16 protein-coding genes and 1 tRNA gene are annotated in these 19,969 nt (G+C 69.5%); 6 read left to right on the forward strand and 11 right to left on the reverse strand.

Going from position 1 to position 19,969, the window contains the following annotated elements; all coding sequences use genetic code 11:
- Positions 1–3: 3 nt before the first annotated feature.
- Entirely contained in the window at positions 4–1,266 is a 1,263-nt protein-coding gene (locus AB0O93_RS14505) for a phosphotransferase (RefSeq protein WP_363344502.1), read from the reverse strand.
- A gap of 26 nt (positions 1,267–1,292) precedes the next feature.
- On the opposite strand from AB0O93_RS14505, the gene nudC reads away from it, so the two are divergent.
- Positions 1,293–2,207, forward strand: a complete 915-nt coding sequence (gene nudC / locus AB0O93_RS14510; protein ID WP_363344504.1) for an NAD(+) diphosphatase — start codon at positions 1,293–1,295, stop codon at positions 2,205–2,207.
- Positions 2,204–3,985 (forward strand): ATP-dependent helicase, encoded by a 1,782-nt coding sequence (locus AB0O93_RS14515; protein ID WP_363344506.1) that lies wholly within the window; start codon positions 2,204–2,206, stop codon positions 3,983–3,985. Before nudC ends, AB0O93_RS14515 begins: the two co-directional genes overlap by 4 nt.
- A 764-nt stretch (positions 3,986–4,749) precedes the next feature.
- Here the strand turns inward: AB0O93_RS14515 and AB0O93_RS14520 are convergent.
- The gene (locus tag AB0O93_RS14520; protein WP_363344508.1) at positions 4,750–6,114 is read right to left on the reverse strand and encodes a zinc-dependent metalloprotease; all 1,365 of its coding nucleotides are present in this window, start codon (positions 6,112–6,114) and stop codon (positions 4,750–4,752) included.
- A gap of 126 nt (positions 6,115–6,240) precedes the next feature.
- Between AB0O93_RS14520 and AB0O93_RS14525 the strand changes: the two genes are divergently transcribed.
- Both AB0O93_RS14525 and AB0O93_RS14530 read left to right on the forward strand, forming a co-directional pair.
- Positions 6,241–7,359, forward strand: coding sequence for a PDZ domain-containing protein (locus AB0O93_RS14525; RefSeq protein WP_363344510.1), 1,119 nt, complete (start codon positions 6,241–6,243; stop codon positions 7,357–7,359).
- A gap of 65 nt (positions 7,360–7,424) precedes the next feature.
- Positions 7,425–10,343 (forward strand): UPF0182 family protein, encoded by a 2,919-nt coding sequence (locus AB0O93_RS14530; protein ID WP_363344512.1) that lies wholly within the window; start codon positions 7,425–7,427, stop codon positions 10,341–10,343.
- A 90-nt stretch (positions 10,344–10,433) separates the two neighbouring features.
- Here AB0O93_RS14530 and AB0O93_RS14535 read toward each other — a convergent pair whose 3' ends face one another.
- The 8 genes from AB0O93_RS14535 to AB0O93_RS14570 form a co-directional block, all read right to left on the reverse strand.
- Entirely contained in the window at positions 10,434–11,324 is an 891-nt protein-coding gene (locus tag AB0O93_RS14535; protein ID WP_363344514.1) for a prenyltransferase, read from the reverse strand.
- Positions 11,321–11,635: a lycopene cyclase domain-containing protein gene (locus AB0O93_RS14540; protein ID WP_363344516.1), complete on the reverse strand. Its 315-nt coding sequence runs from the start codon at positions 11,633–11,635 to the stop codon at positions 11,321–11,323. Before AB0O93_RS14540 ends, AB0O93_RS14535 begins: the two co-directional genes overlap by 4 nt.
- Positions 11,632–11,991 (reverse strand): lycopene cyclase domain-containing protein, encoded by a 360-nt coding sequence (locus tag AB0O93_RS14545; protein WP_363344518.1) that lies wholly within the window; start codon positions 11,989–11,991, stop codon positions 11,632–11,634. Before AB0O93_RS14545 ends, AB0O93_RS14540 begins: the two co-directional genes overlap by 4 nt.
- Position 11,992: 1 nt before the next feature.
- Positions 11,993–13,585, reverse strand: a complete 1,593-nt coding sequence (gene crtI / locus AB0O93_RS14550) for a phytoene desaturase family protein (protein ID WP_363344520.1) — start codon at positions 13,583–13,585, stop codon at positions 11,993–11,995.
- Positions 13,582–14,460: a squalene/phytoene synthase family protein gene (locus tag AB0O93_RS14555; protein WP_363344522.1), complete on the reverse strand. Its 879-nt coding sequence runs from the start codon at positions 14,458–14,460 to the stop codon at positions 13,582–13,584. The genes crtI and AB0O93_RS14555 overlap by 4 nt, the downstream gene beginning before the upstream one ends.
- A complete protein-coding gene (locus AB0O93_RS14560; RefSeq protein ID WP_363344524.1) occupies positions 14,457–15,509 on the reverse strand; it encodes a polyprenyl synthetase family protein in 1,053 nt (350 codons plus the stop codon). The genes AB0O93_RS14555 and AB0O93_RS14560 overlap by 4 nt, the downstream gene beginning before the upstream one ends.
- Complete coding sequence (gene idi / locus AB0O93_RS14565) at positions 15,506–16,054, reverse strand: isopentenyl-diphosphate Delta-isomerase (RefSeq protein ID WP_363344526.1); 549 nt, start codon at positions 16,052–16,054, stop codon at positions 15,506–15,508. The genes AB0O93_RS14560 and idi overlap by 4 nt, the downstream gene beginning before the upstream one ends.
- A 156-nt stretch (positions 16,055–16,210) precedes the next feature.
- Positions 16,211–16,284 (reverse strand) — tRNA-Met (locus tag AB0O93_RS14570).
- Positions 16,285–16,396: 112 nt separating this feature from the next.
- Here AB0O93_RS14570 and AB0O93_RS14575 point away from each other — a divergent pair.
- Positions 16,397–17,215: a carbon-nitrogen hydrolase family protein gene (locus AB0O93_RS14575; protein ID WP_363344528.1), complete on the forward strand. Its 819-nt coding sequence runs from the start codon at positions 16,397–16,399 to the stop codon at positions 17,213–17,215.
- On the opposite strand, the gene AB0O93_RS14580 is transcribed toward AB0O93_RS14575, so the two are convergent.
- Complete coding sequence (locus AB0O93_RS14580; RefSeq protein WP_363344530.1) at positions 17,199–18,416, reverse strand: aminotransferase class I/II-fold pyridoxal phosphate-dependent enzyme; 1,218 nt, start codon at positions 18,414–18,416, stop codon at positions 17,199–17,201. The genes AB0O93_RS14575 and AB0O93_RS14580 overlap by 17 nt on opposite strands.
- Before the next feature lie 114 nt (positions 18,417–18,530).
- On the opposite strand from AB0O93_RS14580, the gene AB0O93_RS14585 reads away from it, so the two are divergent.
- Positions 18,531–19,967 carry a trypsin-like peptidase domain-containing protein gene (locus AB0O93_RS14585; RefSeq protein WP_363344532.1) on the forward strand — a complete coding sequence of 479 codons (1,437 nt, stop codon included), beginning with the start codon at positions 18,531–18,533 and terminating at the stop codon, positions 19,965–19,967.
- Positions 19,968–19,969 lie beyond the last annotated feature (2 nt).

Below are 19,969 nucleotides of genomic sequence, written 5' to 3' on the forward strand. Positions count from 1 at the left end.
TGCTCACCGCGCGCGCCACCGACGCAGTGCCTCGCGGGATGCCCGATCGGTCTCCTCATCCGTATCGGCGGAGCCGGTGAGCGGGCCGGGCCAGGGTGCGAGGGGGCCGGAATCCGTGTGCGCGGGCGTATCGTCCACCACACCGGTCTCGGCGTCGCTCTCCGCCTGCTCCTCCGTGCTGTCCCGGAGGGTCCCGGTGTCGGTGTCCTCCGTCCAGAACGACAGCTCCGCCGGATCGTAGGCGTCGGTCTGCATGGAGGTGTCGATGCCGGATGCCGCGCCCTCCGGCATCCGATCGACGAAGGTCAGCGCATCGTCGACGTCTGCACCACCGTGCCCGAGCACGTCGTCGTCGGCCACTCCCGTGGACAGCGACGAGAGGAGCTCGGTGGCGTCGTCGACCACGTCGGGGAGTCCCACAGCGAGTCCGTGCAGGAGCCACTTCGCGAACTCGAGCTCCGCGTAGAAGCGCGAGCGGTCACGCATGTGCGGATCGGGAGCGCGATCGCTGTGCGCGAGGTAGGAGCCGAACACGTCGTCGGCGGCGTTCGGCGCACCGGCGAGCCAGTGCAGATCGAGAGCCGGATCCCCGACCTGGAGCCCGTGCCACTCCAGGAGTCCTGTCACGCGCGGTACGTCGGCGACGTCGTCGAAGACGAAGGACGCCGGATTCACTCCGCCCAGCATCACCCGCGGTTCGAATCCCCACAGCTGCTCCGCGGCGATCGCGCGCCGCCAGCGCCGGAGAAGGGGGAACGGCACGCGGTCGCTCTCCTCGGCCCGATCGACGAGTGTCGCCACATCCGCCCGCACCTGCTCCGGTGCACGCGAGGACAGGCCCTCCGAGCGCACGATCGACGTCGGGAGGGCGTGCACGGCTGCCAGGGCCGCACCGAGGGACGTCGCGGCCCCTCGTCCGGGGGGCAGGTGCACGGCGTCGACGCGGTAGCCGGGAAGGAAATCCACGACGATGCCGGTCGCGCCCTCGAGTCGCATCTCTCCGAGGAGGGTGGGGGCGCGGAAGGGGAGGAGCGCCCGGACCCCGGCGGTGAGTGCCCGCAGTGCGCGCGTTTCGGTCAGGAGCTCGGATGCGGCGTCGGCGTCGGCGGGAACCCGCGCGACCACCCGCCGGCCGTCGGCGAGATCGACGAGCGCGGAATCGTATCGACCGGCTGTGCCCTCGGTCAATGCCCCGGCCGAGACCACGCCTGCCTGAGGCAGGGCCGACGTCACGGAGGCGGCTAGAGTGAACGGAGAGCGTGCCATGTGCCCAGGTTAGGGAGTGATCCTCGATGACGGCGCCCGACACCCCGCGCCTTGCGCCCCTCGGTCACCTCGGCGGTGATCGCGCGGCGTCGGAGCGGACCGTTCCGGATCTGCTCGCCGAGACGCGTGCCCAGGAGAGTGCGAAGGTCCTCGTCCTCGTCGGCGATCGTGCGCCCCTCGCCACCGACGATCGCCTGGCCTGGGTCTCCTCGGACCACGCGCCCGAGGGGGGCGAGTGGGCCTTCCTCGGCAGGGATGACGCCGGCGCCCCCCTGCTCCTGTGCGCATTCCCGAGTGAGGCCGCGGAGGTGTTCGCCGCGGCGGCGGGTTGGGCTTCTCTCCGCGCCTCGGGTGGTGTGCTCACCCCGCACGACGCCGCGCGATTCGTCGAGGCACTGAGCCTCGGGAGGTGGCTGCTCGACGCCCCGTTCTGCTCCTTCTGCGGCACGCGCACGCACATCCTCGACGCGGGCTGGTCGCGACGGTGTCCCGGATGCGGTCGGACGCATTTTCCGCGGACCGATCCCGCGGTCATCGTCGCCGTCACCCACGCGGACGATCCCGATCTGCTCCTCCTCGGATCGAACGCGGCGTGGGCCCGCGAACGCTACTCGTGCTTCGCGGGCTTCGTCGAGGCGGGAGAATCCCTCGAGTCCGCGGTTGTCCGGGAGGTGGAGGAGGAGGCAGGCGTCCGGCCGCGATCGGTCCGGTATCACGGCTCCCAGGCGTGGCCGTACCCCCGCTCCCTGATGCTGGGCTTCTTCGCCGAGGCGGACGACGCCGTCAAGGCCCGAGCGGATGGAGAGGAGATCGTCGATGTCCGATGGTTCTCCCGTGCGGAGATCGGAGCGGCCCTCGACGGCGTCGGGGAGATCATCCTGCCCGGGCCTGCATCGATCGCGCACATGCTGATCACCGACTGGTTCGAGGAGCGCGCATGACCGGTGGACCTCTGGACGATCTCGACGAGCAGCAACGGGAGGCGGCGACGGCTCTGCGCGGTCCCGTCGCGGTGCTCGCCGGAGCGGGGACCGGAAAGACCCGGGTGATCACACGCCGCATCGCCCACGGCGTGAACACCGGCACCTACTCGCCCGGTCGGGTGATGGCGGTGACCTTCACCGCCAAGGCCGCGGGGGAGATGCGTGGCCGACTGCGCGCGCTCGGGATCGAGGGTGTGTCTGCCCGCACCTTCCATGCGGCGGCTCTGGCGCAGCTGAACTACTTCTGGCCGGCGATCGCGGGATCTCCGGCACCCACGGTGGTCGACAACAAGGTACGTCTGCTCGCCCACGCGGCGGACGGCATCGGCATGTCTCCGGATGTCGCGACGCTCCGGGACGTCGCGGCACAGATCGAATGGCGGAAGGTCACCATGCGATCGATAGAGCAGTATGCGCAGGCGCGGCCGGAGGGTGCGGGCCGTCTCGGCCTCGAACGGGTGCTCGACCTGCAGCGCGCATACGAGCGTCTCAAGGACGAACGACGACAGATGGACTTCGAGGACGTCCTCCTCGCGTGCGCCGGGATGCTGGAAGCCGAGCCGAGGGTGGCGCGCGCGGTGCACGAGCAGTACCGCCACTTCACGGTCGACGAGTTCCAGGATGTCTCGCCCCTGCAGCACCGGCTGCTCGAGCTGTGGCTCGGGGGACGCCGCGACGTGTGCGTCGTCGGCGATGCCAGTCAGACGATCTACTCCTTCGCGGGGGCCGACGCGCGCTTCCTCCTCGAGTTCGACAGTCGCTACGACGACGCGCGCGTGGTGCAGCTGTTGCGGAACTACCGTTCGGAGCAGCCGATCCTGGACGCGGCGAACGAGCTCATGCGCGACCGTCCGGGTGCACTGCGCCTGGTGGCGGCGACCGAAGCACGCCCACCGGAGGCGGACCCGGGGGCTCCGGCGACGACGGTGACCGCCTTCGAAGACGACGCCGATGAGGCTCGAGCGGTCGCTTCGCGCATCCTGGCGCAGCAGAGACAGGGAATCGCCGTGCGCGACATCGCTGTGCTGTACCGATCCCACTCGCAGTCCGCGGAACTCCTGCGTGCATTGACGGATGCCGGGATCGCGACCACCGTGCTCGGCGGTCGTCGATACTTCGACCTGCCGGAGGTCCGTCAAGCGGTCATGGCGCTGCGCGGTGCGTCGGTCGCCCCGGTCCGGGGTGGACTGGTCGATGCGGTCCGAGACGTCCTCCGCTCGCTCGGGTTGACCGACGAGCCCCCCGCGGCGGGGGGAGCCGTGCGCGATGCCTGGGAGGCACGCGCCGCGCTCCTCCAACTGGCAGAGGAGGCTCCCGAGGGGACCACCCTCCGTGCCTTCACCGATGATCTCGCCGCGCGGGCGCGCGCGCACGACGAACCGGCATTGTCGACGGTGACACTGTCGACGCTGCACGCTGCCAAGGGACTGGAATGGCCGCACGTGCACATGGTGGGTCTCGCGGAGGGGCTCCTCCCGATCTCGTACGCGCAGACGTTCGACGCCGTCGACGAGGAGCGGCGCCTGGCCTACGTGGGGATCACGCGGGCTGCGCGAACCCTCTCTCTGACCTGGGCCCGCGGATCTCGAGAACGCCATCCCTCCCGGTTCCTCCGAGAGATCGGCACCCGCATCCTGCAGACGGAGCGTGGGTCCGCACCGTCCGCTGGAGGGAACCGGACCGGACGGTCACGGAATGCGACGTCGCCCCGTGCGCGTCCGCAGCCCGCGCGATGAGTTCCATCGCGACGAGCCCGGCTTCCCACATCAGTCCCGGACGTACGGTGCCCGAGTCGCGCGTGACGAGCTGAGCGGCCAGCACGGGCCACGCCGGATCCTCACGGGTGTACTCGTCCGCGACGCACGCGGCGCAGGCCGTCCGGCCGGGAGCGATCACGGGACCCACGTCGATCCGCTCGCCCTGCAGGGCGAGCGGGACGTGCGGAACATCGCGCGAGAGCAGGGTCCGGGCGATCGCGGGGTGCAGGAGGTGGTGCGCGACGACGATCACGACATCGTCCGGCGTGCCGATCGCGTTCCATCCGAGGTCGGATCCGGGCCCGTCGACGCGACCTCCGCCGGCGGACACTCCGTCGGCGATCGTCCGCGTCGCCGACGGGGGGACGGCGGCCGCGCCGGCGACGATGATCCGTCCCCCCGTCACCGGGGGAGAGGAAGGGGACAGCGCGGGAGCGAGACGGGTCAACAGGAGCGCGCAATCACCGGGTGATGCGCCCCACGATCGGGCGAGCACTTCGGCGGCATCCGCGCTCACACCCGTCTCGAGCTCACGCACGAGACGCTCCTGCCACGGCAGCGGATCGCGCAGCACGGCGACCGCGGGTACGCCGAACTGCACCTCCGTGCCCGATCGCCACAGCGGTGGGTGGGCCGGATTCAATCGGAGCATGGCCCGATTCTGGTGGCGCCGGTGATGCCGGACACGGCTTTCCACAGGCCGGCCCGCGGACGAGGTGCCCCATCCCTGATGGGGAGGAGGGTCAGCCGCGGTCTTCGTCCCCGTCGCCCGTCTGATCGGACTCGGCGAGCAGCTGCGCCAGTGCGTCGTCCATGGCGTCCGGTGCGGGCTCTTCTCCGCGCGCCCGGGCCTGCAGGCGGGTCACGAGCGCGGTCGGGTCGTCGATGTCGTCCGCGCCCGGCATCAGGTCCGGGTAATCCCACAGCGCGTCCCGCGCCTCCGGCCCCACGGCGTCTGTGATCGCGCGCCACATCGCCGCCGCCTCCCGCATCCGTCGAGGCCGCAGCTCGAGTCCGACGAGGGAACCGAGGGCGCGCTCCGCCGGCCCGCCGACCGCACGGCGGCGGCGCACGGACTCGGCCACGCGATCGGCCTGCGGCAGCCGCGTCGTCGCGTCGGCGGTGACGACGTCCACCCATCCCTCGATCGTCGCGAGGAGATTCTCGAGTCGGCGGAGCGCATCCTCCTGGGCTTCCGACCGCGCCGGGAGGAGGGCACCGCTCTCCAGGGCGCGCCGCAGCTCCTCCGGTTCCGAGGGGTCGAAGCGAGACGCGAGATCTTCCAGGGCATCGGTGTCGACCCGCACGCCGCGTGCGAAGTCCGTCACCTGGGAGATCACGTGCAGCCGGAGCCACTTGGCGTGGCGGAACAGGCGCGCGTGAGCGAGTTCCCGAGTGGCCACGGCAAGGGCCAGCTGATCCTCCGGGATCTCCAGGTCGTGACCGAAGTCACTGAAGTTCTGGGGGAGGATCGCGGCGCGGCCGTCCGGCATGAGCGGGATACCCACGTCGCCGCCGCTGACGACCTCCTTGGACAGGTTGCCGATGACCTGGCCGAGCTGAGACGCGAACAGGGATCCGCCGACGGACCGCATGAGGCGTCCGGCGCCCTGGACGAGGTCCTGCATGTCCTCGGGCGCCTGGGACCGCAACGATTCGGTGAGCGCATCCGCGATGCTCGTGGCGACCGGCTCCGCCAGCTCCTGCCACACCGGCAGGGTTGCCGTGACCCACTCGGCGCGTGTGATGGACCTCGCCGGGCTCGGCAGCTCCGAGATCGTGGTGACCTCGCTGAGCCACAGGCCCGCCAGAACGAAGGCCTGATCCAGTTCGCTCCGCTGCCCGTCTCCGATCGCCAGCCCGTGCTGGCCCGCGATGTGGAGAGCCTGCCTCTCGGCCATGTCCCAGGAGATCGCACCGTCCCCGCCGCCCGCGAAGGCCTGCTGCATCTGACTCATGATCGTCTGCATCATCGCGGGATCGATGTTCATGCCCGAGAGTTGCGAGAGCTGGGACAGCTGTTCGGGGTCGATCGAGCCTCCGCCGCCGAGCAGCTGACGGAGGAGGTCCTGGAATTCTTCTTCGGGAGAGCGATCGTCGTCTTCCACTTCAGCCGCCTTTCAGCCGGTCGCGGATCTACGGATCTACGCTAGTCGCAGCATTCCCTTCCCCGTCTCGGCCGAGACCCGAACCCTTAAGCCGGCCGCGAACGACCCGGCTGAGAAAGGTCTCCTGTGACGCTCTTCGACGATTCCGCACCCGTCAGCCCCGGACCCCGACGCCCATCGCGTGCCGTCGTGGCGGGCATCTGGTCCCTCTCGGCCGCCCTCGTCGTCCTGCTCATCCTGACCTTCCTCCCCACCGGTTACGTCATCCAGCGACCGGGGCCCGTGTACAACACCCTCGGCTCGGCGCCCGGCCCGGATGGCGAGGAGGTTCCGCTCATCACGGTGCAGGGCGCCGAGACCTACCCCACCGAGGGCGCTCTCGATCTCCTCACCGTTCAGGTGGTGGGAAGTCGAGAGCGCACGCCCTCGTGGTTCGAGCTGGCGACGGCGTGGTTCGATCGCACCCGTGCTGTGCTGCCGATCGAGGCGGTCTTCCCGTCCGACCAGACCGTGGAGCAGCGTCAGAGCGAGAACGCCGCGCTCATGGTCGACTCGCAGCAGGAGGCCACGGCGGCCGCGCTCGGCGAGCTCGGTTACGACGTGTCCCCTCAGCTTCGCGTCTACTCCGTCGTGGAGGAATCCGCCGCCGACGGGGTCCTGCGCGAGGACGACGTCATCCTCGCCGCGGACGGTGAGCAGGCGACGGATGTCGCCGCTCTGCGGGAGATCGTGGACGCGTCCGGGGGAGCGCCTGTCGACCTCACCATCCTCCGCGACGGCGCCACGCGTTCCCTCTCGCTGGTGCCGCAGCAGGAAGGTGAGGATCCCGACGCGCCCTGGCTGATCGGCGTCACGCTGATGAGCGACTACGACTTCCCCGTCGATGTCGAGATCCAGCTGGACAACGTCGGCGGTCCGAGCGCGGGCATGATGTTCGCCCTCGGGATCATCGATGTCCTCACGCCGGGTGAGCTCAACGGCGGTGAACGTGTCGCGGGCTCCGGGACGATCACTGCCCAGGGGGTCGTGGGTCCGATCGGCGGGGTGCGTCAGAAGCTCTGGGGCGCGGTGGGGGACGGCGCTTCGTACTTCCTCGCGGCGGAAGCGAACTGCGGCGAGATCGTCGGCCATGTCCCGGACGGACTCCGTGTCTTCGCCGTCGAGGACCTCGACGACGCGATGCGGGCGCTGGACGCGGTGGCGACGGGCGGCGACCTCGACGCGCTCCCCACATGCGGCACGTGACCCGACCGGCTTTCCCTCAGCACACCCTCGGCGACCCTCCAGAACGGCGCGCCTAGGATGGAGGGGTGACCACGACCTCTGCGCCGGCCCCGGCCACGCCCTCCCGACCTCGACGAATACTCGGCATCACCGTGGCGATCGTCGCCGCCCTCGTTGTGGCGTTCTTCGTCTTCGCCAGCCTCTACGCCGATTGGCTCTGGTATCGGCAACTCGAGTTCGAGGGGGTGCTACTGACCCAGTGGGTGGCGCGGATCGCGATGTTCGCGATCGGGTTCCTCGGAATGGCCGTGCCCGTCTGGTTGGCGATCCAGCTCGCCTACCGCCTCCGGCCGGTCTACGCGCGGCTCAGCTCCCAGCTCGATCGCTACCAGGAGGTGGTCGAGCCGCTTCGTCGGCTGGCGATGTGGGGTATCCCGGTGTTCTTCGGCTTCTTCGCGGGGTTCGCCGCGTCCGCCCAGTGGCAGACGACCTGGTTGTGGTTCAACGGAGTGCCCACCGGCGATGTCGACCCCGAGTTCGGTCTCGACACCGGGTTCTACCTCTTCGCACTGCCGTTCTACGGCGCGGTCGTGGGATTCGTCTCGGCGGTCCTGCTCATCTGCCTCCTGGTGACCGCCGTCGTGTCCTACCTCTACGGCTCCGTCCGGGTCGGACAGCGTGAGCTGCGCATCTCGAAGGCGGCGCGGATCCAACTGGCGATCCTCGCCGGTCTCTACCTGGCCGTGCAGGCGGTCAGCCTGTTCCTCGACCGGTACCGCCTGCTCGTCGAGCAGGGGGACCGCATCACCGGTCCCGGCTACACCGGCGTCAACGCGGTGATCCCGGGGCTGACGATCCTCTCGATCGTGGCTGCGCTCGTCGCCGTGCTCTTCTTCGTCACGGCTGTCATCGGACGCTGGCGCTACCCGCTCATCGCGACGGCGCTGCTGATCGTCTCCTCGCTCGTGGTCGGAGTCGGCTACCCGTGGGTCGTCAACACCTTCCAGGTCCTGCCCAATCAGGCGGCCTTCGAGCGTCCGTTCTATGAGCGCAACCTCGAGATGACCAAGAAGGCCTACGGCATCGACGGTCTGGAGAAGATCGAGTTCACGGCTGAGACCTCGGCGGAGGAGGGGCAGCTTCGCGCGGACGCGCAGACGACGACGCAGATCCGCATCATGGACCCCGCGATCATCGGACCCACCGTGCGGCAGCTCGAACAGTACCGGGCGTACTACCAGTTCCAGGAGCCCCTGGACGTGGACCGATATGAGATCGACGGCGAGATGCAGGACACGATCGTGTCCGTCCGCGAACTCAATGTCGACCAGCTCGGCGCCGGCTCCTCGTGGGTCAACGAGACCCTCGTCTACACCCACGGATACGGTCTCGTCGCCGCCGCCGGAAACGAGCGGACGAGCGACGGCAACCCCGTCTTCCTCGAGCGCGGGATCCCCGCCCAGGGCTTCCTCTCGGACAACCCCGACTTCGAACCGCGCGTGTACTTCGGCGAATACTCGCCGACGTACTCCATCGTCGGTGCACCCGAGGGCGCGACGCCGATCGAGCTCGACTACCCGTCGGGCGCCGATGGCGGCGCAGGTCCGCGTGTGACCTTCGAGGGTGACGGCGGTCCTTCCGTGGGCAACATGTTCCACCGCCTGATCTACGCGCTCCGCTTCCAGTCCGAGCAGATCCTCTTCTCCGAGGACGTCAACGAAGAATCGCAGATCCTCTACGACCGCGACCCGCTGACTCGCGTCGAGAAGGTGGCCCCGTACCTCGAGCTGGACAGCGACCCGTACCCGACGGTCGTCGACGGGCGCATCGTCTGGGTCGTGGACGGATACACGCTCAGCTCGAACTATCCGTACTCCACGACGGTCCCGCTTTCGCAGGCCATCGCGGACTCCAACAACACCCAGCCGCGATTCGCGCTCGACGACATCAACTACATCCGCAACTCGGTGAAGGCGACCGTCGACGCGTACGACGGTTCGGTGACGCTGTACGCGTGGGATCCTGAGGACCCGTTGCTCCAGGCGTGGCAGAACGTCTACCCGACCGCGGTGCAGCCGATCAGTGAGATGTCCGCGGACCTGATGAGTCACGTCCGGTATCCGACGGACTTGTTCAAGGTCCAGCGTGCGATGCTGCAGATCTACCACGTCGACGACGCGCAGTCCTTCTACGAGCGGGACAACGCCTGGGCGACACCGGAGGATCCGCAGAACCCCAACCAGCTGCAGCCGCCGTATTACCTGACCATGCAGATGCCTGGTCAGGAGGCGCCCTCGTTCTCGATGTTCACGACCTTCATCCCGTCGTCGACCGGGGCGGCGAGTCGGAACGTCCTCATGGGCTACCTCGCCGTCGATTCCAATGCCGGTCAGGAAGCGGGTGTGAAGGGCGAGGACTACGGAAAGCTCCGTCTTCTCGAGATCGCCGCGTCCACGACGGTGCCCGGGCCCGGGCAGGTGCAGAACACGTTCGACTCCGACACCGCCGTGTCCTCGCAGATCAACATCCTGCAGCAGGGCCAGTCCGAGGTGCTGAACGGGAACCTCCTCACCCTTCCGGTGGGTGGTGGTCTGCTCTACGTCCAGCCGGTCTTCGTGCAGGCCTCCCAGGGCACCCAGCTCCCGACGCTCCGGAAGATCCTGGTCGCCTTCGGTGACGACATCGCGTTCGAGGACACGCTGGCGGAAGCGCTCGACGTGCTCTTCGGTGGGGACTCCGGCGCGACGGCGGGTGACGGCGAGGTCGTTCCGGTGGAGCCGGACGCGACCCCGACCCCCGAGCCGACCGCACCGGCCGAGCCGGGTGACGAGGAGCCGGCGCCGGCCCCGGAGGCCGGATCCTACGAGGCCGCCCTGCAGGATGCCCGCGAGGCCATGATGGCTCGTGAGGAGGCGCTTCGCGCCGGTGACCTCACGGCCTTCGCCGAGGCGGACGAGCGGCTGACCGCGGCCGTCGAGCAGCTGCTGGAACTCAGCGGCGACTGACGGGGAACATCGGACGAGGGGCGGAGCGGGTTCATTCCCGCCCCGCCCCTCTTCGTCCCGCCGTGGGGGAGGTCCGACGATGCGGACGAGTCAGCCGTTGAGGATGGCGTACCAGATGAGCAGGAGCGTCACGCCGAACCCGGTGAGCTGGTTGAGCCACAGGAAGCGGTCCCATCCGCGGGTCGCCCCGGCCGCACCGGCATCGGTGATGGACCGATAGGGCCACACCGTCAGGAGGTAGGGCACGGCGAGGATCGCGGCGAGCGGCCCGGGCCACGCGGTGGCGAGCATCGCAAGCCCGGAGAGGGTATAGCACGCCAGTGCGAAGCGGACGGTGAAGCGTGCTCCGCGCACCGTGGCGATGGACGCGATCCCCGCCTCGCGGTCCGCGACGACATCCTGGACTGCGCCGAAGGCGTGCGATGCGATTCCCCAGAGCGCGAAGGACGCCACCACGAGTCCGAGCTGCCACGTCCACGTCGCACCGGCCAGCACGAGCCCATACACGGCGGGGGAGAAGAAGTGGATGCTGCTGGTCACCGAATCCGCGAACGGCCGCTCCTTCAATCGCAGGGGCGGCGCGCTGTAGAAGACGACGAAGAAGAGGCTCGCGCCAAGGATCAACCATGAGGTGGGCGACCCGACGATCACCAGATAGACGACGAAGGGCAGACAGGACAGACCCGCCGCCCAGAGGGTGACGGGGTGCAGTCGACGGTCGAGGATCGCGCCGTGGGCGCCCCCCTTGCGTGGGTTTCGGAGGTCAGACTCGTAGTCGAAGACGTCGTTGATCCCGTACATCGCGAGGTTGTAGGGCACAAGGAAGAACAGGACGCCGAGGACCAGGGTCAGATCGATCTGTCGGGTCGTCAGCAGATACGCGGCCGCGAACGGGAACGCGGTGTTGACCCAACTGACGGGGCGGGACGAGACGAACAGCTGCCGGGAGACCGCGGCCGGTCGCAGCGGGAGGGCGGTCATGACGCTTCCTGGGGGAGACGGGGGGAGAGGAGCTCGAAGACGGCGGGGATCAGGAAGGCCGCGCATAAGGGGTAGGAGAAGTCCTCGATGGGAGCGAGGCCGATCCGCAACCCACTGAGGTGCTCCGGAGGGTAGGTGAACAGGTCGGCGGCGATCATGAGGTTGTCGAAGATCGCCGTCAGGATCAGAAGTCCGCCCGCTGCCCAACCGGAGGCGACCATGCGCTCTCGGAAACGAGGGCGTCGCCGCGTGGCGAGCGTGACGAGGATCGTGATCACCACGAAGGGGACGACGATCAGCGGATAGGTCATACCGCCGATTCTCCCCCCTGGCCGCGCACGGGCCGGCGCCCCGCGCGGTGGGCGCGCAGACGCACCGCCGCTCCGTAGAGGACGAGGGCGAGGTAGGACAGGAAGATGAGGAAGACCGGTTCCTCCAGCGGGAGATGGGGAGCGAGGTCGATCCCCAGCAGGAGCGGACTGTCTCCCTTGACGAAGACGCCCGTTGCGATTCCGACCGCATCCCAGATCAGGAAGAACACGGTGCCGAGGATGACGGCCACGATCGTCCGGCGCGGATCCCGCCACGCGGCGAGCTTGAGGCGCGCGTCGGTGAGCGCCACGCCGGCCAGGGAGAGGACGAGAGCGGCGAGGTAGAGCCCCGGCATGTCAGACTCTCGCGGGCTCCGCAAGGGGACCGGGGGTGCGGTCACCGCGGAGCCGTTTCACGACGAGCTCGGCGGAGATGAGGCACATCGGCAGTCCGATGCCCGGAAGAGCCGAGGTTCCCGCGTAGGCGAGCGCCTCCACCCTGCGTGACGCGTTGCGCGGACGGAACATCGCACTCTGACCGAGGGTGTGCGCGAGGCCGAGGGAGTTGCCGCGCCAGGAGTGCAGGTCGGTCGCGAAGTCCGCGGGAGAGATCGTCCGCCGCACGATGATGCGGTCCTTCAGATCGGGGATGCCGCACCACTGCGAGATCTGCTCGATGATGCGGTCAGCGGCCGCCTCGGTGCGGGGGTCCCCGTCCCCGTCGATCCCCCCGTGTCCGGATCCGGGGTCGGCGGGCACCGGCACCAGGACGAACAGGTTCTCCGAACCGGTCGGTGCGACGTCGGCATCGGTCGCGCTCGGCCGGCAGATGTAGAGAGAGGCGGGGTCGGGGATGCGGGGGCGGTCGCCGAAGATGTCGTCGAAGTTGGTCCGCCAATCATCGGCGAACAGAAGCGTGTGGTGGGCGAGTTCCGGGAGCTCGCCCTCGACGCCGAGCAGAAGGAGGAGAGCCCCTGGACTGGGGGTCTTGGTGTCCCACCACGACTGCGGATAGGTCTGCAGCTCCGGCGGGAGGAGCGAGGTCTCGGTGTGGTGCAGGTCTGCCGTGGACACCACGAGGTCGGCCTCGACAAGTGTGCCGTCCAGCGTGCGGACGCCGGTCGCGCGCGCCCGGGCGCGTGATCCGCGATCGGGCGCTCCGGTGACGATCTCGACGACCTCTGCGCCGGTCACGATCTCGACCCCCCTCGCCTCGGCGAGGCGCTGGATCGCCTTGATCACCTCGACGAATCCACCACGGGGGTACAGCACCCCGTCATCGAGATCGAGGTGGCTCATGAGGTGGTAGAGACTCGGGACGCCGTAAGGGGAACCGCCGAGGAACACCGCCGGATATTCGAGGATCTGGCGCAGCCGGGGATCGGTGAACTTCCGATCCACGTGAGAGGCCAACGAACGCGTGAGGAGAGGTGCGAGGGTCGGGATGCGGCGGAGGATCGCGGGGTCCCGCAGCCCCGCGGTCGTCTCGTAGGTGTCGTAGAGGAAGCGGGACACCGCGAGATCGTAGGCATCCTCGGCCGAGTCGAGGTAGTCCGCAAGGCGCGCGCCCGCCCCCGGCTCGACGCTCTCGAACAGCTCGGTGGCGAGCTCGCGGCCCGTGCGGACGTCCAGCGGCTGCCGCCCGGTCGCCGGGTCGGAGTAGACCCGGTAGGCGGGGTCGAGGCGGACGAGATCCAGCTCGGCGTCGGCGCTGGTTCCGAGCAGGCGGAAGAAGTGGTCGAAGACCTCCGGCATGAGATACCAGCTCGGACCGGTGTCGAAACGGAACCCATCCTGATCCCACGATCCGGCGCGGCCCCCCAGATCGTCGCGCGCTTCGAGGAGCCGGACGGACCATCCCTCCTCCGCGAGGAGTGCGGAGGTGGCGAGACCCGCGATACCCCCGCCGATGACGATGGCCGTGCGCGAAGAGGAAGCAGAGTCGCTCATGAGAGAACCTTCCGTGGCGAGAACCCCAGCCAGGCGCGGGCCGCCAAGCGGGCTTTGACCGGGTCCGGCACCCGCACGCGGCCTGCGCCCGGCTCGGCTGCGCGCAGTCGGCGGGACAGTTCCGAGAACAGATCGTGTGCCGCGGTGACGGCGCGACGACAGTCCTTGGGAAGGTGGGGGACGGTGGCCGCGGCCGCGGCGAGGTCCGCATCGATACGGTCCAGAACGGCGTCGCGGCTCACAGATCCCGAGCCTATCCCGAGGTAATCACGACCGAGCGCGAATGCGTCATGATCGAGGTCCCGGAGGAAGTTGACGTCCTGGAACGCGGCCCCGAGGCGTCGGGCGCCGTCGACAAGTCGGGCGTCGGCAGGGCGGGGGCGAGGCTCCCCGGCGTTGACGAAGACCTGCAGGCACATCAGGCCCACGACCTCCGCAGACCCGTACACGTAGTGATCGTGCGAGGCGTCGTCATGCGTCGATGTGGACAGGTCCGTCCGCATGGAGGCGAAGAACGGGGCCACGAGGTCTTCCCCGATGCCGCACTCGCGGGCGGTGAGGGCGAAGGCGTGCACGACGAGATTCGCGCTGAAGCCCTGTGCGATCGCCCGGTAGGTCTCGGCCTCGAGTTCGTCCAGCATCGCTTCGGCTTCCGGCACCGAGAGGCCTGCGGCGACGGCCGGACCGTCGACGATCTCGTCGGCCACGCGCACCAGCGCATAGATGGTCCGGACGTGCGTGCGGGGGCGGGGCCCGAGAAGGCGGCACGCGAGGGCGAAGGACGTCGAGTACCGCGCGATCACGATGTCCGCGGCGTCGCGCGCGGTTTTGTCGTAGAGGGCCAGTCCCGTGATGCCCTCGGTCTCTTCGGTCATGGGATGCGACTTTCGACCCCGTCGGCGAGCGCGCGCAAGAGGGACCCCGCGGACGCCGGCAGTGCGGGATCAGCGGAGACCGCTCGCACTTCGGCGAGCGCGCCGTCGACGAGCGCGCGCATCTGCGCCCGGGCTCCGCTGGCCTCGAGGATCCGCTGCGCCTCCTGCACGGCGATGGGGCCGGTGTGTGCGACGGCGATGGCGTCGTTGACCTGAGCCCAGGTCGCACTCTCACGGGCGAGCGAGACCAGCGGTGTCCGCTTTCCTTCGCGCAGATCGCCCCCGCTCTCGCGTCCTGCCTGATCGTCGGTGCCGAACGCGCCGATGAGGTCGTCCACGAACTGGAATGCGAGACCGAGCTGACCACCTGCCCGCTCGAGGAGCCCGGTGACCTCCGGGGTCGCCCCGGCCAGCGCCGCACCCGCGCACAGCGGAGCGCTGAACGAGTAGACGGCGGTCTTGTTGTACGCGGCGTCGAGGACGGCGTGATGCGGCGCGTCGTCGACGACACTGTTCTCCACGTCGGCCAGCTCGCCGGCCGCGGAGACGTACATGGCCTCGTCGAGGAGCTCCATCAGCCGCACGCGGGCGGTCAGATCCACCGGTGCGAGGGCGATGAGCCGGAACGCCTCGTGCAGCAGGAGGTCGCCGGCGAGGATGGCCGCCGCGTCTCCGAGGAGGGCGGCGCCGGCGGCGTCCGCTCCCTGCTCCTCGGCCCGGCGGCGGAACTCCCCGGCGACGTTGGGGATGCCGCGACGGACGGTGTCGTGATCGATCACGTCGTCGTGGACGACGAATGCCGTGTGGAGCAACTCGAAGGCCGCGGCGACCGGGAACACGCCCGGAGCCGCACCGAGGTCGCCGCCGAGGCTCTCGAAGGCGGCGACGACGAGCGCGGGACGGAAACGCTTGCCGCCGCGGGCTGCACGGTCGGAGGCGTCGATCAATGCGTCGAACGCCTCGCCGAGCGCACCACGTCGACATCGCATCCGCGCCAGCGCCTCATGGATCGTGTCGTCGATCTGCGGATGCGGGGAGAGTGCGATCATGGCCGTCGTGACCTGGACGCGTCGGTGAGCAGCGGAAGCTGTGCGGCCTGCAGGACCAGCCACGGGCTGAACGCCCACGGCGTCGCACGCACGGCGTCGGCGAGGCGCTCGGGCTCGACCCAGCGGATCTCCATGACCTCATCCGGGTGGGGGACCGGTTCGGATGCCGCGCGGGCGGTGTACACGGGGCAGATCTCGTTCTCGACGATCCCGCTGGCGTCCACCGCGCGGTACCGGAAGTCGGGCAACGTCACGCGGACCTCCTCCACCCGCATCCCGAGTTCATCGGCAGCTCGGCGGTGCACGGCGTCGGGGATATCCTCACCCGGGCGCGGATGACCGCAGAACGAGTTGGTCCACACGCCCGGCCACGCGACCTTGCTCAGCGCGCGGCGGGTGACGAGGACATCGCCTCGCTCGTTCACGACATGGCAAGAGAAGGCGAGGTGCAACGCGGTGTCGAGGTCGTGCACGCTGCTCTTCGGCGCGGTGCCGATCATCGTCCCCTCATCGTCGAGGAGCACCACATCGTCGCCAGCTGTCATCACACACTCCAGGTATTTCGCTAGTTTATCTAGCGATCTGCTGTGCCCGATGATACAAGCGGTGCACGGGAGTGTCCATCCTGCCGCACCGCGGGGTGACAGGGGGCGAAGCAGAAACGAAGAGGGCGCCTCTTCCGAGACGCCCTCTTCTTCTTGTTGCGGGGACAGGATTTGAACCTGCGACCTCTGGGTTATGAGCCCAGCGAGCTACCGAACTGCTCCACCCCGCGGCACAAGAGAAGACACTATCACGGCTTCCGGGCCGGCGCGAATCGTGGCCCTCCTTCGGTCGCGCGACCGGTCATGGCAAGGTGGAGGAGCGAGCGAAGGCGGGAGACGACCATGGGTACCGAGGACCACGACGACGTACGGATCGCGGTCGCACAGTTCGCTCCGGCCTCTGACGAAGAGGTCAACCTCGCCGAGATCGCGGTGCTCGCCGCCCGCGCGAGCGGGCTCGGTGCCGACGTCGTGGTCTTCCCGGAGTACTCCAGCTACTTCATCGATCCGTTCGACGCCACCCTCGCGGCGCACGCGCAGTCCCTGGACGGACCGTTCGTCCGCGCTCTGCGTCGCCATGCGGCCGCGCTCGGGATCACGATCGTCGCGGGATTGCTCGAGGAGGCCTCGGACCCCGGCCTGGTGCGCAACACGGTGGTGGCCGTCGACGGGGCGGGGGTGGAGGCGGTCTACCGGAAGGTCCACCTCTACGACGCCTTCGGCCAACGGGAATCGGACTGGGTGGAACCCGGTGAGACGAGCGGGGTGCAGACCTTCGAGGTCCGCGGACTTCGATTCGGCCTGATGACCTGTTACGACCTGCGGTTCCCCGAGGTCGGTCGGGTGCTGGCGGACGCCGGCGTCGACGTCTTCGCGATCCCGGCCGAGTGGGTGCGCGGACCGCTGAAGGAGCTGCATTGGCAGACCCTTCTCCAGGCGAGGGCGATCGAGAACACGGTCTTCGTGGCGGCGGCCGACCACCCGCCGCCGCTCGGAGTGGGAAACTCCGCGATCATCGATCCGCAGGGCGTCGTCCGCGCGTCCATCGGGACGGGTACCGGAATCGCGGTGTCGGACCTCGAACGCGCACAGCTGGAGCGCGTGCGTCGGATCAATCCGGTGCTCTCGTTGCGGCGCTACACCGTCAGCTCGCGCAACTGACGCGTCCGAGTGCGGCGAGCCGCTCGGCTGCGTCGCGGAGGACGTCGACCCGTTTGCATGCAGCGAAGCGCAGCATCGTGTCGTACCGGTCGTGGTGCGCGCGGGTGACGAAGGCGGTGAGCGGGACGGCCACCACCCCGACGCGTTCGGGCAGGGTCCGGCAGAACGCAGCGGCATCGCGCACGCCCAGGCCTGCGGCGTCCGCCACGGTGAAGTAGGAACCCGCGGGGGGTGTCACGGTGAAGCCCGCCGCACGCAGCCCCTCGCCGAGCAGCCGTGCCTTCGCATGCATCGTCTCTGCGAGACCGTCGAAGAAGGCCTGCGGGAGTCGGAGGCCGGCGGCGATCGCGGGCTGGAACGGGCTGCCGTTGACGTAGGTGAGGAACTGCTTGACGGTGAGGATCGCGTCGATGAGCTCGGGGGACGCGGCGACCCATCCGATCTTCCAACCGGTGACGGAGAAGGTCTTGCCGGCGGAGGAGATCGACACCGTCCTCTCGCGCGCGCCGGGCATCGTGGCAATCGGCACGTGCGGTCCCTCGAACACGAGGTGCTCGTAGACCTCGTCGGTCACGACCACCGCGTCGTGCCGTTCGGCGAGGCGGAGCACCTCCGCCCGCACTTCCGCGGTGAACACCGTTCCGGTGGGGTTGTGGGGGTCGTTGACCAGGATGATCCGGGTGCGGTCCGTCACGGCGTCCCGGAGCACCTGGAGGTCGGGCTGGAAGGACGGCGCCACCAGCGACACCGGGACGAGGCGTGCCCCCGCCATCGCCGCGGCGGCGGCGTACGAGTCGTAGAACGGCTCGAAGACGACCACCTCGTCGTCGGGGCCGTCGATGAGCGCGAGCAGCGTGGCCGTGAGTGCCTCGGTGGCTCCGGCGGTGACGAGCACTTCGCGCTCCGGGTCCACCTCCAACCCGTAGAAGCGCCGTTGATGCTCCGCGATCGACATCCGGAGGTCGAGGATGCCGCGTCCCGGCGGATACTGATTCTCGCCATCGGAGATGGCTCGACGCGCCGCCTCGAGGATGTCCGCCGGCCCGTCCTCGTCGGGAAACCCCTGCCCCAGGTTGATGGCCCCCGTAAGGCCCGCGAGTGCGCTCATCTCGGCGAAGATGGTGGGATGCACCGTCCCGTCGGTCCCCAGCAGTCCCGCTCCCGCGGCGATGCGTCGCCAGCTCCCGGTCACTTCGTGCACAGCCGCATCCTTTCGACGTGCTCACGATGTTCGCATAGTCCGGTCCCACTCCCGGCATAAGCAATCCACAGGAACGCCGACGACAGTGGATCACGCCAGGAAGAAGGAGCACCCATGAACGATCCGCAGGACGCAGAGCCCATCGACCGCCCCACGGACCCGACGTCCGCGACCGAGGCCAGCGCTCACCCCGCGGCGCCGCCGCGTCCTCCGCTGCCGCCCCAGACCGCCTACGCGCCGCCGCAGGGGTACGTCCTGCCCGGCGCCGTCCCGCCGTATGCCTCGAACGCGGCGACCCCGACCGGACCCGCGGCGACGATCCCGATGGACTTCGCCGCGACCCCGGCTCCGGTGCCGGCACCCGCTCCGCGTCGGACCTCCGCGGGCGCCGTGGTCGGGCTCCTGGTGGCGGCGGCGGTCGTCGGCGGTGCCGCGGGGCTCGGAGGCGCCTACGCGGGCGTGAACCTCTTCTCCACGTCGGCGTCTGCTCCGGCATCCGGTCCGGTGTCGGTGACGGTGAACGACACCGACAGCGTCACCGAGGCGACGGGGATCGCCGCCCGCACGCTGCCGAGTGTCGTGACGATCTCGGCGAGCGGGACCAGCGGCAGCGGCTCCGGTTCCGGTGTCATCCTCAGCGCCGACGGATACGTGGTCACCAACACGCACGTCGTGACGCTCGACGGCGCGAGCGCCGATGCCTCCATCCGTGCCACGACCTCCGACGGTCAGGTCTTCGACGCCGAGATCGTCGGCACCGACCCCACCTACGATCTCGCCGTGATCAAGCTCGAGGGAGCAGCGGATCTGACGCCGATCGAGTTCGCCTCGTCCGCCGATCTCAACGTCGGCGACACCACGGCCGCGGTGGGCGCGCCGCTCGGGCTCTCCAACACCGTCACAACCGGGATCGTCAGCGCGCTGAACCGCTCCATCGCGATCGCATCGGCCGCGGCACCCGAGACGCCCGACGCGGAGGACGGCGAGGGGGACGCGCCCTTCTACTTCGACTTCGGCCAGGGACGCGCGACACCCGGCTCCGGCGAGACGATCTCGATCGCGGTGATCCAGACCGACGCCGCGATCAACCCCGGGAACTCCGGCGGTGCACTCGTGGACAGCGATGGTCGCCTGATCGGCATCAACGTCGCCATCGCCTCGGCCGGAGGATCGTCCGGGCAGGCGGGGTCGATCGGGGTCGGCTTCGCCATCCCGTCGGACATCGTCCAACGCATCGCCGAGGAGATCATCGACACCGGTGCGGCGACGCACGGTCTGCTCGGTGCGAACGTCCGGTCCGCGGCATCCGTCGAGGGGTCTCAGATCACCGGTGCGTACATCCAAGAGGCCGTTGCGGGTGGGGCCGCCGAGGCGGCGGGCCTTCGCCAGGGTGACATCGTGACGGCGTTCAACGGCGTACCGATCTCCAACGCCACCGATCTCACCGCGCAGGTGCGCGCCGCCGCGGCCGGCAGCACGGCGACCGTGACCTTCGTCCGAGGCGACGCGACCGAGCAGGTCGACGTGACCCTGGGTACGCTCGGAGGCTGACC

This window comes from Microbacterium sp. NPDC077184, assembly GCF_040687055.1.
In the GTDB taxonomy this organism is placed as follows: domain Bacteria; phylum Actinomycetota; class Actinomycetes; order Actinomycetales; family Microbacteriaceae; genus Microbacterium.